Origin of the sequence: Serratia sp. OLAL2 (assembly GCF_002752475.1) — a bacterium.
GTDB classification, from domain to species: domain Bacteria; phylum Pseudomonadota; class Gammaproteobacteria; order Enterobacterales; family Enterobacteriaceae; genus Serratia; species Serratia bockelmannii.
The window spans coordinates 155870-169289 of record NZ_MSTL01000021.1; the positions used below are offsets into that span (position 1 = coordinate 155870).

Here is a 13420-nt window from a genome sequence, read left to right on the forward strand (position 1 = left end):
GTCAGACCGCGCTCCCTCTTCATTTCGCCTGCAGTTGGCGCGCGTCCTGGACCTGCTGCACCGTCACCGGCGCCGCCTGGTTGCCCCAGCTTCCCCGCAGATAGCTCATCAGATCCGCCGCCTGCCGATCGTTCAACGCCCAGCCGTAAGCCGGCATGTCGAACGCCATCGCCTGCTGCGTGATCGGCGTATGCGCCCCCTCCAGCACCACCCGCAGCGCGGTCAGCGGATTGTCCGCCGTTACCGTGGCATTGCCTGCCAGCGCCGGAATGGCGAAGTCGGTACCCTCCCCCTTATTGCCGTGGCAGGTCGAGCAGTACATTGCATAGGTCGCCTTGCCACCCGGGTTATCCGCCTGCGTGGCTGGCGCAGCGGCTTTGGCGGCGGTTTCCGGCGCCAGGCTGCGCAGGTACACCGCGATGGCGTTCAGATCGCCGTCGCTGAGATACTGCGTACTGTGGGTTACCACCTCGCTCATCGGCCCGGCGACCGCCGCATGGCGGCTGCGCCCGGTTTTCAGCAGCGCCGTCACCTCTTCCGGCGGCAGGCCGCGCAGATTGGAGGCGTACCAGCCGTCCAGCTCGGCGCCGCTCAGGAATACCGGCGCCTTACCGTCCAGGCCCTTCTCCTGCATCGCCCAGCCGCGCGGCGTGTGGCAGCTGCCGCAATGGCCCGCGCCCTGCACCAGATAGGCGCCGCGGTTCCACTCGGCGCTTTGCTGCGGATCTGCCTGATACGGCTGGTCGTCGTGGAACAGCGAGTTCCACACCGCCAGCGGCCAGCGCATCGACAGCGGCCAGCTGATATCGCTGTCGCGGTTGGCGACGTTCTGCGCCGGCACCTCTTTCATCAGATAGTCATACAGCGCGCGCATGTCTTCCGCGCTCATTTTGGCGTACGAGGTGTACGGCATCGCCGGATAAAGCCGGTGACCGTCTTTGGCGATCCCCTGACGCATGGCGCGATCGAACTCTTCGAATGAGTAAGCGCCGATGCCGTGCAGCTTGTCCGGCGTGATGTTGGTGGCGTAGATAGCTCCGAGCGGCGTCGGGAACTTCATGCCTCCCGCCAGTTCAGCGCCACCCGGCGCGGTGTGGCAGGCGGTGCAATCACCGGCTTTGGCGACGTATTCCCCGGCCGACATCGCCTGGGCAGAACCGCCGGCGGCCAGCAGACTCAACAGGTACAGCGAGCGCAGACTCATGCTCCCTCCTTGGCGGTAACCTTGCCGTAGGCCAATTCATTCACCGCACGCCACGCCTGATCGATCGCCGAGTTGGCGTACGGGCTCCAGTCGGCATCGGAGTTGGCGATAACGATCTTGCCGATCGGCTGCCGCGCCGTTTCGATGATTTTCTTGGCTTCATCTTCGTCGTCAAACAACCCGTTGAGGAAGTAGGAGTAACCGTGTGACCAGCGGTTGACGGTGATCGCCTGAATGTCGCGCTGATGGTCGAAACCGGCGTCGCCTAACATGCCCTGCAATTGTTCGCGGATCATCTGCTCGTGCACCTCGAACGGCGTGCCCAGCAGCAGCGCGCGCCCTTTGCGCGACTGCTCGCGCGGGCTGAGGCCGCTGCCCGGCAGCGTCGGCACATAGACCATATGCAGGCCGATTGGCCGATCCGGATCGCGCGGGTGCTGGTACCCGCCCATGCTCACCGGGTAGTCCAGCTTCACGCGGCTGTACGGCGCGGCCGGCGAATAAATTTCGTGCACGCCCAGCTTGATGAACGGCTGCCAGTTGCGGATCACCACCTTGCTGTACACCAGCGGCGCCTTGACGTTCTGCTTCAGCGCCTCCTGCTGCTCGTGCGACATCTCAGGCACCAGGTATGGGATCATCATGTTGTAGCCGGCCATCACTACCTGCCCGGCGCGCACTTTGGTCATCTTCTCGCCGGTCATATAGGTGACTTCCACCTTGTCGCCGACGTTGGCCGCGTGCAGCCCGGTGCTGTTTAAACGCAGCTTCACCGGCGACTCCGGCCGATCGAGCTGGCTGTAGTCGAATTTGGCCAGCACCACGTCGTTCATGTCTTTGCCGGCCGGCGCCACCGCCGGGATCAGCTTGCGCACCATCAGGCGCGCCAGCGTGGCGTTGCCGTCCGGGAAGTGGAACACGTAAGGATCGTCGAGATCCGCCTGCGACTCTTCGTCCAGCGGCGGCAGATTCATGCCGCCGAGGCCCGGCAGATCGCAGATGCGCGCATCGCTGCACGAGGTGCCGTCGATGCCCACCGCCTGGAAGTCGTTGGTGGTCTGCTGGAAATACCGGATCGCCAGCTCGCTCAGGCCCACTTTTTCACGCAGGAACTGGGTGTAGCTGTGGGTATCGAGCCACTCGACCTTCTGCTCCAGCGTCATCTCCGGCAGATAATCTTTCTCCACCGTATGCAGCGCGATCAGCGCCTGGCGATCGCTTTCCGGCAGCGGGAAATCGCCGATGAACGCTTCATAAGAGCGGCCGTTGAGGCGATCGCGCGGAATGTCGTCCGCCACCGTGCGGCCCGGATCGCCGCTCACCACCTTGTCGACGCCGAAGTTCTTGCGATCGAAGTAAACCCCGCGGCTCAAATTCAAATCCGGGTAGAAGGTGGTGTCGAAAGCCTGCTCCAGTTGGTCGATATCGACGCCGAGCTTGCGCAGCAGCCCCATCGCCACCGGGCTGAAGTTGGAGCGCGGCGACTGCAGCGATTCGCTGCCGCCGTAGCCGAGCAGCATGCCGTCGTCGCTGTTGAACTCGTTGCGCTTGGCGTGGCCGCCGAAGTCGTCGTGGTTGTCGATCAAAAGAATGCGCTGCTGCTCGCCTTTCAGCTGCTGCCAGAAACAGGCGGCCGCCAGCCCGCTGATGCCGGCGCCCACCACCACCAGATCGAACTCTTCAACGGCGGGCACGCTGCCGAAATCAAAGGTTTTGCCGTCGCGCCCCAGCTGGTGCGCATGCTCGAACGAGCCCGGATGATTGCCCCGCAGCCCGGTCAGCGCCGGCGGATAGTACAGGGTTTGATTGGCGGTTTGCGGCGACGCGCGCAAGATTTGCAGCGGCGTCAACCCGGCGGCGATGGTGATCGCCACTCCGTTGAGAAAATCGCGTCTGGTGATACCCATATAGGCTTCCTTTCAATTTTTATTATCATCAGCCGGCCGGAGCCGGCTCGAAGGCCGCGCTATTGTGCGGATAATTACTGTAAAATCAATGTTTGAACATCACATGACGAATGGCCGTGTAATCCTCCAGCCCGTACATCGACATATCCTTGCCGTAGCCGGACAATTTCTGGCCGCCGTGCGGCATTTCGCTCACCAACATGAAGTGGGTGTTCACCCAGGTGCAGCCGTATTGCAGGCGGGCGCTTAAGCGATGCGCGCGGCCCACGTCGCGGGTCCACACGGACGACGCCAGGCCGTAGTTGGATTCGTTCGCCCAGGCCAGCACCTGCTCTTCGTCGTCGAACGGCGTCACCGTCACCACCGGGCCAAACACTTCGCGCTGCACGATCTCATCGTCCTGGCGCGCGCCGGCCAACAGCGTCGGCTGGAAGTAGTAGCCCGGCCCTTTCACCTTCTCGCCGCCGGTCACCACCTGCACGTGCGGCAACGCTTTGGCGCGCTCGACAAAACCGGCCACCCGCTCCAGATGCTGGGCGGTAATCAACGGCCCCAGCTCGGTGCTCTCGTCGTCCGGCGCGCCGATCTTCAGGCTGGCCACCGCCTCGCCCAGCCGCTTCACCAGCTCGGGATAAATGTTTTTCTGCGCGTAGATGCGGCAGGCGGCGGTGCAATCCTGCCCGGCGTTGTAGAAACCGAAGCCGCGAATGCCGTCCACCACCTGCTGCAGATCGGCGTCGTCAAACACCAGCACCGGCGCCTTGCCGCCCAGCTCCATATGGGTGCGCTTAATGCCGGCGGCGGTGTGGGCGATGATGTGCTCGCCGGTGGCGATAGACCCGGTCAGCGACACCATGCGCACCTTGTCATGCCCGGTCAGCCGATCGCCCACGCCGGCGCCGCGCCCGAACAGCACGTTGAGCACGCCCGGCGGGAACAGCCCGGCGGCCAGTTCGGCCAGTTTGAAGGTGGTCAGCGGCGTCTGCTCCGACGGCTTGATCACCACGCAGTTGCCCGCCGCCAGCGCCGGCGCCAGCTTCCAGGCCGCCATCATCAGCGGGTAGTTCCACGGCGCGATCGAGGCCACCACGCCGAGCGGATCGCGGCGGATCATCGAGGTGTGCCCGGCCAGATACTCGCCGGCCGCCATGCCGGTCAGGCAGCGGCTGGCGCCGGCGAAGAAGCGAAACACGTCGGCCACCGCCGGCAGTTCGTCATTCAATACGCAGTGATAAGGCTTGCCGCAGTTGAGCGACTCCAGCCTGGCGAAGGTCTCGGCATGCTCGTCGATCAGATCTGCCAGCTTGAGCAGATGCTCGGCGCGCTCCTTCGGCGTGGTTTGCCCCCAGGCGACGAACGCGGCATCCGCCGCCAGCACCGCGCGATCGACCTGCTCCGGGCTGGCCTCCGCCACCTGCGCGATCACTTCGCCGGTCGCCGGGTTATACACCGGCTGGGTCGCGCCCTGGCCATTCACCAGTTGGCCGTCAATCAACAGTTGGCTTTGCATAGGGTTATCCTTTTATCAGAGGTCGGGTAAGGAAATTATTTGCCGCTGCCGGCGACGCTTTCTCCACCTTTGGTCAGGTAGTAAGCGCCGAGGATCGGCAGCATGGTTAACAGCATCACCGACAGCGCCACCACGTTGGTGATCGGCACGTCGCGCGGGCGGCCGAGCTGGTTCAGCAGCCACAGCGGCAGCGTGCGCTCGTGGCCGGCGGTAAAGGTGGTCACGATGATTTCGTCGAACGACAGCGCAAACGCCAGCATGCCGCCGGCCAGCAGCGCCGAGCCGAGGTTCGGCAAGATCACGTAACGGAAGGTTTGCCAGCCGTCGGCGCCGAGATCCATCGACGCTTCGATCAGGCTGTACGAGGTGCGTCGGAATCGGGCGATGACGTTGTTGAACACGATCACCACGCAGAACGTCGCATGGCCGACGACGATGGTCAGGATGCCCGGCTCGATGTTCAGCGCCTTGAACGCCGCCAGCAGCGCCAGGCCGGTGACGATCCCCGGCAGCGCGATCGGCAGCAGCAGCAGCAGCGAAATGCTGTCCTTGCCGAAGAAATCGCGCCGATACAGCGCCGCCGCCGCCAGGGTGCCGAGCACCAGCGCGATGGCGGTCGCCAGGCAGGCGATCTGCGCCGACAGCAGTACCGCATCGAGGATGTCCTGCCGCCCGGCGGCGACGTTAAACCAGTGCAGCGTGAAGCCCTTCGGCGGGAAGCTGAAGGCCGCATCCTCGGTGTTGAAGGCATAGATGGCGATGATCGCCAACGGGAAATGCAGGAAGACAAGTCCGCCCCAGGCGGCCAGCTTCAGCCCTAAGGGCGCGCGTTCAGAGTGCATCGAAAGCCCCCAGACGTTTGACGATGGAAAGGTAGATGGCGATCAGGACGATCGGCACCAGCGTAAAGGCCGCAGCCATCGGCATATTGCCGATCGCGCCCTGCTGGGCGTACACCATGCTGCCGATGAAATAGCCCGGCGGCCCCACCAGCTGCGGCACGATAAAGTCGCCCAGCGTCAGCGAGAAGGTGAAGATCGATCCGGCGGCGATACCCGGCACCGCCAGCGGCAAAATAACGTGGCGGAAGGTCTGCGCCGGTCGCGCGCCCAGATCCGCTGAGGCATGCAGCAGCGAGGGCGGCAGGCGCTCCAGCGCCGCCTGGATCGGCAGGATCATGAACGGCAGCCAAATATAGACGAACACCAGAAAACGCCCCAGCCCCGAGGTCGACAGCGTGTTGCCGCCGACGCCAGGCACCGTCAGCAGCGAAGCCAACAGCGGTTCCAGCCCCAGGTGCTGCAGGAACCACTGCGCCACGCCGTCTTTCGCCAGCAGCAGGGTCCAGGCATAGGCTTTAACGATATAGCTGGCCCACATCGGCATCATCACCGCGATGTAAAAGAACGCCTTGACGCGGCCGCTGGTGTAGCGCGCCATGTAATAGGCGATCGGGAACGCCAGTGCCGCGCTGGCCAGCGACACCAGCACCGCCATGGTCAGCGTGCGCAGGATGATGTCGTAGTTGGCCGGGTTGAACAGCGCCGCCAGGTTGGCGAAGGTCAGGTCCGGCGTCACCGCCATGGTGAAATCGTCGAAGGTGTAAAACCCCTGCCACAGCAGCGTCAGCAGCGAACCGAGGTACACCGCGCCGAACCACAGCAGCGGCGGCACCAGCAGCAAAAGCAGATACAGCGTCGGCCGGCGATAAAGCCAGGTCGACAGCGCGCGCACGGTACCGCCGCGCGCCGAGGGGGAATCGATGCTCATGTCCATCTCACCTCTCCTCCAGCAGCGGCACCATCGCCGCGCGCGGCCAGCAGGCGACGATCGGCTGGCCGATCTGCCGCTGTTGCCCTTCGGCGATCCACTGCGGATTGGCCTGGCTGACCAGCAGCTTTTCGCCGCCGTTCAGCGCGATTTCATAGCGTGTGGCCGCGCCCTGGTAGTGGATTTCCTGCAGCGTGCCCTGCACCTGGATCTCGTCCTGCGCCGCGCCGCCTTGCTCCAGCAGGCGGATATGTTCCGGCCGGATCGAGAAGGTTCGACTTTCGCCGAGCAGGCGCTGCGCCAGCTCGCTACGTACCACGTTGGAGGTGCCGACGAACTCGGCGACGAACGGCGTCTTCGGCCGCATGTAAAGCTCGCGCGGCGTATCCACCTGTTCGATGCGGCCGTTATTGAACACCGCCACCCGATCGGACATCGACAGCGCTTCGCTTTGATCGTGGGTGACGAAGATAAAGGTGATGCCCAGCTGGCGCTGCAGCTTCTTCAGCTCGCCCTGCATCTGCTCGCGCAGCTTGAGATCCAGCGCGCCGAGCGGCTCGTCCAGCAGCAGCACCCGCGGCCGATTGACCAGCGCGCGCGCCAACGCCACGCGCTGACGCTGGCCGCCCGACAGGTGCGCCGGCTTGCGTTCGGCGACGAAACCGAGCGCCACGCTCTCCAGCGCCTCTTGCGCCCGCGCCAGCCGCTCGCGTTTGGCGACGCCCTTCACCATCAGGCCGTAGGCGACGTTTTCCAGCACCGACATGTGCGGGAACAGCGCGTAATCCTGAAACACGGTGTTCACGTCGCGCTGGTACGGCGGCAGGTTGGCGGCTTCCTGGCCGTGGATGCGAATCGAGCCGGAAGTGAGCTGTTCAAAGCCGGCGATCAGGCGCAGGCAGGTAGTTTTGCCCGAGCCGGACGGCCCGAGCATGGAGAAGAATTCCCCGTCCTGAATATCGATGGATACCCGATCCACGGCGCGAACATCGCCGAAAGTCCGCGAAACATCGATGAATTGCACGGCAATGGTCATTTTCTGTGCTCCATACGGATGTGATTCGGGCGCAGCGCGCTGCGCCCCGCGGCTTAGCGGCCGCCCATGATGGCGATGTAGTCCTGGGTCCAACGGCTGTACGGCACGAACTTGCCGCCCTGCGCCTGCGGCGTTTTCCAGAAGGCGATTTTGTCGAACTGGTTGAAGCCGTTGGTTTCGCAGCCCTTCTCACCCAGCAGCGCGCTGGCCTTGCAGCCCGCCGGCGAAGCCGGCACCGACCCGAACCAGGCCGCCACGTCGCCCTGCACCTTCGGCTCCAGCGACCAGTTCATCCACTGGTAGGCGCAGCTCGGGTGTTTGGCGTCGCTGTGCAACATGGTGGTATCCGCCCAGCCGGTCACGCCCTCTTTCGGGAACACGGTGGCGATCGGCTGCCCCTCGCCCTTCAGGGCGTTGGCCTGATACGGCCAGGCGCTGGAAGCCACCACGCCTTCGTTTTTAAAGTCGCTCATCTGCACCGAGGTATCGTGCCAGTAGCGGTGGATCAGCGCGTGCTGGCTGCGCAGCAGCTTCAGCGCCGCCTGATACTGCTCTTCGTTGAGCTGATAAGGATCGCTGATGCCGAGCTGCGGCTGGGTGGCCTTCAGGAACAGCGCCGCGTCGGCGATGTAGATCGGGCCGTCGTAAGCCTGCACCCGCCCCTGGTTGCTCTTGCCGTCCGGCAGGTTCTGCTGCTGGAAGATCACCGCCCAGCTGTCCGGCGGCGTCGGGAAGGTTTTGGTGTTGTACATCAGCAGGTTTGGCCCCCACTGGTACGGCGTGCCGTAGGTTTTGCCGTCCACGGTATACCAGGCGCCGTTCAGCAGGCGCGGATCGATGTTCTTCCAGTTCGGGATCAGCGCGGTGTTGATCGGTTGCACCCGCTTGCCGAAGATCAGGCGCAGCGAGGCGTCGCCGGAGGCGGTCACCAGATCGTAGCCGCCCTTGGCCATCAGGCTGACCATTTCATCGGAGGTGGCGGCGGTCTTCACGTTCACCGCGCAGCCGGTTTGCTTTTCAAACTGGGTGACCCAGTCGTAGTTTTTGTCGGACTGGCCGCGTTCGATGTAGCCGGGCCAGGCGATGATATCCAGCCGGCCTTCGCCTTTGCCCAGCGACTGCGGCAGATCGGCCGCCTGGGCCAGGCCGCACAGCACGGTGAGACAGAGCGCGGAGACGGTGGTGGTGACTGCGGTAGTTTTTCTCATCGTAATTACCCCTGTGTTGCGTATCTGTGTGCGGCAGGGAACGGCTGCCGCCTGATTTTGCTTTATAGAACCGCTAGAAGCTGGCTTTGAACTTCGCCATTACGTGCCTGACAACGCTGTAATCCTGCAGCGAATCGCTGGACAGATCCTTGCCGTAGCCGGAGCGTTTCAGGCCGCCGTGCGGCATCTCGCTCGCCAAGGTGAAATGGGTGTTGATCCAGGTGCTGCCGTACTGCAGATGGGCGGCAATGTGCAGCGCCCGATCGATATTTTGCGTCCACACCGACGAAGCCAGCCCGTATTCCGAGTCGTTGGCCCACTCGACCGCCTGCTCCAGATGCTCGAAGCGCGTGACGCTGACCACCGGGCCAAACACCTCGCGCTGCACGATTTCGTCGCTTTGCAGGCAGCCCGCCAGCAGGGTCGGCTGGTAGTAGAACCCCGGCCCGGAGTGGGCCGCGGCGCCGGTGATCAATTCGATATGCGGTTGGCTGAGCGCGCGCTCGACGAAGCTGGCGACGCGATCGCGCTGGCGGCTACTTATCAACGGGCCGATCTCGTTGTCCTGATCGCGCTTGCGGGCGAAGCGCAGGCTGGCGACCGCCTCGCCCAGCGCGTCCACCAGTTTGGGATAGATGCCCGCCTGCGCGTAGATGCGGCAGGCGGCGGTGCAGTCCTGGCCGGCGTTGTAATAACCATAGGTGCGAATGCCGTTGACCACTTCGTCAAGATCGGCGTCGTCGCAGACGATCACCGGCGCCTTGCCCCCCAGTTCCAGGTGGGTGCGCTTGACGCTTTTGGCCGCCGCCTGAAGAATTTTTTGCCCGGTGACGATATCGCCGGTGACCGATACCAGCCGCACCTGCGGGTGCCCCACCAGCTGGCTGCCGACCCCTTCCCCGCCGCCGTAGACGATGTTCAGCACGCCCGGCGGCAGGATCTCCTGCAGCACCGGCACCAGCGCCAGAATGGTCAGCGGCGTATGTTCGGACGGTTTAAACACCACGGTATTGCCCGCCGCCAGCGCCGGCGCGATTTTCCACGCCGCCATCATCAGCGGATAGTTCCAGGGGGCGATCGAGGCCACCACGCCAATGGGATCGCGGCGGATCATCGAGGTGTGGCCGGGCACATACTCGCCGGCCAGCTGCCCTTGCTGCGTGCGCACTGCGCCGGCGAAGAAGCGGAACACGTCGACCGCCGCCGGCAGATCGTCATTGAGCGCCTGATGCAGCGGTTTGCCGCAGTTGAGGGCTTCCAGCTGCGCCAGCTGCGGCGCCTGCCGCTCGATGGCGTCGGCGATGCGCAGCAACAGCGTGGCGCGCTGGGCCGGCGTGGTGCGCGACCAATGGCTGAACGCCTGCTGCGCGGCTTTTACCGCGCTGCCGACCTGCGCCGAAGAGGCTTCGGTCAGGGCGATCAGCGTCTCGCCGTTGGCCGGATTGACGATGCATTCCTGCTGGCCTTCGCCGTCGATAAGCTGACCGTTAATGAACTGCTGACAGGACAAACCTGAGAGAACCTGCACATCCGCCATCGCCTGACGCCCCTAAGTGACAAAAACGTTAACCAAATGTGAATAAGTTAGTTTTAATCAGCCTAAGCGAGCCTCTGGCGGGCAACAAATTCTAAATACTGAACGACGCGTTCGATTAAATCGAATGCTTAAGCCCGGCGGCGTGTTTGCTGCCGTTCTCGCGCGCGATGGTGAGGAACGGCGTCACCAGCTCCGGCCGCGCGCTGCCGCGCCGCCATGCCAACCCGATATCCAGCGGCTCCAGCAGATCGTCCAGCTTGCGCGCCTCGATCATGTTGCCCTCCAGCGACCAAGCGCGGTACGCCATGTCCGGCTGGATGGAGACCCCCATCCCCGCCGCCACCAGACTGCGCACCGCCTCGGTCGAGGCGGTCTTCATGGCGATCTCCGGCTTCAGCCCGGCGCGCGCCCAGATGCGCCGCGCGTGCACGTCCATTTCATCGGCGTTGAGCTGGATCAGCGGCTGTTTGGCCACGTCCGCCAGGCTGATGCTCTCGTGCTCCAGCAGCGGGTGCAGCGGCGGCAGCCACAGGCGGTACGGCGAGTGCATTAGCACCTCGGTCTGCAGCGCGTCGCGGTCCTCGATGTTCGACAAGATCAGTACGCCGATGTCGATCTCGCCGCTGACCAGCAGATGCTCGATGTACGGGCGTTCGTCTTCTACCACCTGCACGGTGACGTTGGGATAGGCCGATTTAAAGCGCGTGAGCAGTTCCACCAGGAAGTAGCCGGCCACCAGGCTGGTGACGCCGATGGTCAGCTTGCCGGTCAGGCTTTCGGTGCCGATCTGCAGGCTGCGCTTGGCGTTGTCCACCGTCGCCAGGATCAGATACGACTGGCGCAAAAACTGGTGCCCCTGATGGGTCAGCGTCATGCCCTTGGCGTGGCGATCGAACAGCCGCACGCCGATCTCGGTTTCCAACTGCTGGATAGCGAGCGTCAGCGAAGACTGGGAGACAAACACCGCCTGGGCGCCGGCGGAGATCGACCCGGTTTCCGCCACGGCGATGAAGTGGCGGATTTGGCGTAACGTCATCATGGGGGTGATTCCTCAAGCAAAAACATTGCGTTGAGTGTAGACGCCGGCCGTGAAGCGATCGGTAAAAGTATCAAAAACGCGATAGCGTTCGCTTTTTTAGAATGCCGACAGGCAAAAATGGGGGGAACAATGAGGCGAAGAAGTGCGATGTGCGGGGGACAGAAATGACAAGGGCGCAGCACGCTGCGCCCTGATGGCCGATGATCCTGCGGAGGATCAGATCGCTTCTTCGTCCTGCTCGCCGGTACGGATGCGCACCACGCGCGCCACGTCGAAGACGAAGATCTTGCCGTCGCCGATCTTGCCGGTCTGCGCGGTCTGCATGATGGTTTCCACGCAGGTGTCGACGATGTCGTCGGCAACCACGATCTCGATCTTCACCTTAGGCAGAAAGTCGACCATGTACTCGGCGCCGCGGTACAGCTCAGTGTGGCCCTTCTGGCGGCCGAAACCTTTCACTTCGGTGACCGTCATGCCGGTGATGCCCACTTCGGCCAGCGCTTCGCGGACGTCATCCAGTTTGAACGGCTTGATAATCGCGTCGATCTTTTTCATCTTCTTTCCTTTTACCAATTTTTGCGGCCAAAACCGGATGTGATGGGGTAGCGGCGGTCTTTGCCGAAGTTACGGGCGGTGATGCGCGGCCCGACGGCGGCCTGACGCCGCTTGTATTCGTTGATGTCCACCAGGCGGATCACCTTGCGCACGATCGCTTCGTCGAACCCTTCGGCCACCAGATCGGCGACCGACTTGTCGCGCTCAACGTAGCCTTCCAGGATCGCATCCAGGATATCGTACGGCGGCAGGCTGTCCTGATCGACCTGATCCGGCGCCAGCTCGGCGGACGGCGGACGATCGATCACCCGCTGCGGGATCACGTAGGAGACGGTATTACGGTATTCGGACAGCTTGAACACCAGCGTTTTCGGCACGTCTTTCAACACGTCGAAACCGCCGGCCATATCGCCGTACAGCGTGGCGTAACCCACCGCCATTTCGCTCTTGTTACCGGTGGTCAGCACGATGCTACGGCGTTTGTTGGACAGCGCCATCAGCACCACCCCGCGGCAACGCGCCTGCAGGTTTTCTTCGGTGGTGTCACGCTCGGTGCCGGCGAACATCGGCGACAGCTGGCCCATAAAGGCGTCGAACATCGGTTCGATGGAGACGATATCGAACTCCACGCCAAGGATTTCCGCCTCTTCCTTGGCGTCGGCGATGCTGATATCCGCGGTATAGCGGAACGGCATCATCAGCGCCTGCACCTTGTCTTTACCCAACGCATCCACGGCGATCGCCAGCGTCAGCGCCGAGTCGATGCCGCCGGACAGCCCCAGCACCGCGCCTTTAAAGCCGTTTTTGGTCACGTAGTCGCGCACCGCCAGCACCAGCGCCTGATACACCTGCGCCAGCTGCGGCAGTTCAGCGGCCGGATCGGCCATCGGCACCACGGCCAGCTCGTTGAATTCCAGACGAGTCACCTGCTCGTCGAAGGCCGCCAGACGGTGGGTCATGGTGCCGGCGGCGTCGAATACCTTGGAGCAGCCGTCGAAGATCAGCTCATCCTGGCCGCCGACCTGGTTGAGGTACACCAGCGGCAGCTGGGTGCGCTGGCAGTGGCCGGCCATCAGCGTTTTACGGATATACGGTTTTTCGCGGTTATACGGCGAGGCATTGATCGACAGGATAATCTCCGCGCCGGCCGCCTTGGCGGCGTCGATCGGCTCAGGGAACCACAGATCTTCGCAAATCAGCAGCCCCAGACGGTAGCCTTTCAGCTCCACCACGCAGGTGTCGTTGCCGGCATGGAAATAGCGCTTCTCATCAAACACGCCGTAGTTCGGCAGCTGCTGCTTGAAGTAGCGGGTCAGCAGGCGGCCTTCGGCAAACAGCGACAGCGCGTTATACAGCTTGTCGCCTTCGCGCCACGGGTGGCCGACCAGGATCGCCGTCTCGGCGGAGGCCTGCTGCAGGCGCAGCAGCTGCGCGTCGCAGCGCTGGTAGAAATCATTGCGATACAGCAGGTCTTCCGGCGGGTAGCCGGACAGCGCCAGTTCGCTGAACATGACCAGATCGGCTCCCGCCTTCTGCTGCTCCTGCACGATTTGCAACATGCGTTCGGTGTTGCCTTCAATGTCGCCGACCAGCAGGTTCAGCTGGGCCAGGGCGATGGAAAGTGATCTGCTCATTTGTGTACGATCCCGCTTAA

11 protein-coding genes are annotated in these 13420 nt (G+C 63.6%); all 11 read right to left on the bottom strand.

Annotation, left to right across the window (positions count from 1 at the left end; translation table 11 throughout):
* Positions 1–19: 19 nt before the first annotated feature.
* The 11 genes from BVU99_RS24000 to BVU99_RS24050 all read right to left on the bottom strand — a co-directional run bounded on the left by BVU99_RS24000 (position 20) and on the right by BVU99_RS24050 (position 13400).
* Positions 20–1204 carry a cytochrome c gene (locus BVU99_RS24000; RefSeq protein WP_049209555.1) on the bottom strand — a complete coding sequence of 395 codons (1185 nt, stop codon included), beginning with the start codon at positions 1202–1204 and terminating at the stop codon, positions 20–22.
* Entirely contained in the window at positions 1201–3111 is a 1911-nt protein-coding gene (locus BVU99_RS24005) for an FAD/NAD(P)-binding protein (protein ID WP_099816860.1), read from the bottom strand. The genes BVU99_RS24000 and BVU99_RS24005 overlap by 4 nt, the downstream gene beginning before the upstream one ends.
* Positions 3112–3196: 85 nt before the next feature.
* Positions 3197–4621 carry an aminobutyraldehyde dehydrogenase gene (patD, locus tag BVU99_RS24010; protein WP_099816861.1) on the bottom strand — a complete coding sequence of 475 codons (1425 nt, stop codon included), beginning with the start codon at positions 4619–4621 and terminating at the stop codon, positions 3197–3199.
* 35 nt (positions 4622–4656) lie between these two features.
* Entirely contained in the window at positions 4657–5463 is an 807-nt protein-coding gene (locus BVU99_RS24015) for an ABC transporter permease (RefSeq protein ID WP_004941378.1), read from the bottom strand.
* A complete protein-coding gene (locus tag BVU99_RS24020; protein ID WP_033644105.1) occupies positions 5453–6397 on the bottom strand; it encodes an ABC transporter permease in 945 nt (314 codons plus the stop codon). The genes BVU99_RS24015 and BVU99_RS24020 overlap by 11 nt, the downstream gene beginning before the upstream one ends.
* A 1-nt stretch (position 6398) precedes the next feature.
* A complete protein-coding gene (locus tag BVU99_RS24025) occupies positions 6399–7427 on the bottom strand; it encodes an ABC transporter ATP-binding protein (protein ID WP_015378790.1) in 1029 nt (342 codons plus the stop codon).
* A gap of 53 nt (positions 7428–7480) precedes the next feature.
* Complete coding sequence (ydcS, locus tag BVU99_RS24030; protein WP_025303928.1) at positions 7481–8635, bottom strand: putative ABC transporter substrate-binding protein YdcS; 1155 nt, start codon at positions 8633–8635, stop codon at positions 7481–7483.
* A 73-nt stretch (positions 8636–8708) separates the two neighbouring features.
* The gene (locus BVU99_RS24035; protein ID WP_099816862.1) at positions 8709–10172 is read right to left on the bottom strand and encodes a gamma-aminobutyraldehyde dehydrogenase; all 1464 of its coding nucleotides are present in this window, start codon (positions 10170–10172) and stop codon (positions 8709–8711) included.
* A gap of 115 nt (positions 10173–10287) precedes the next feature.
* The gene (locus tag BVU99_RS24040; protein ID WP_015378793.1) at positions 10288–11211 is read right to left on the bottom strand and encodes a LysR substrate-binding domain-containing protein; all 924 of its coding nucleotides are present in this window, start codon (positions 11209–11211) and stop codon (positions 10288–10290) included.
* A gap of 216 nt (positions 11212–11427) precedes the next feature.
* The gene (gene glnB, locus BVU99_RS24045; RefSeq protein WP_004847623.1) at positions 11428–11766 is read right to left on the bottom strand and encodes a nitrogen regulatory protein P-II; all 339 of its coding nucleotides are present in this window, start codon (positions 11764–11766) and stop codon (positions 11428–11430) included.
* Between the two features lie 11 nt (positions 11767–11777).
* Positions 11778–13400, bottom strand: coding sequence for an NAD+ synthase (locus BVU99_RS24050; protein WP_025303930.1), 1623 nt, complete (start codon positions 13398–13400; stop codon positions 11778–11780).
* Between the last annotated feature and the right edge of the window lie 20 nt (positions 13401–13420).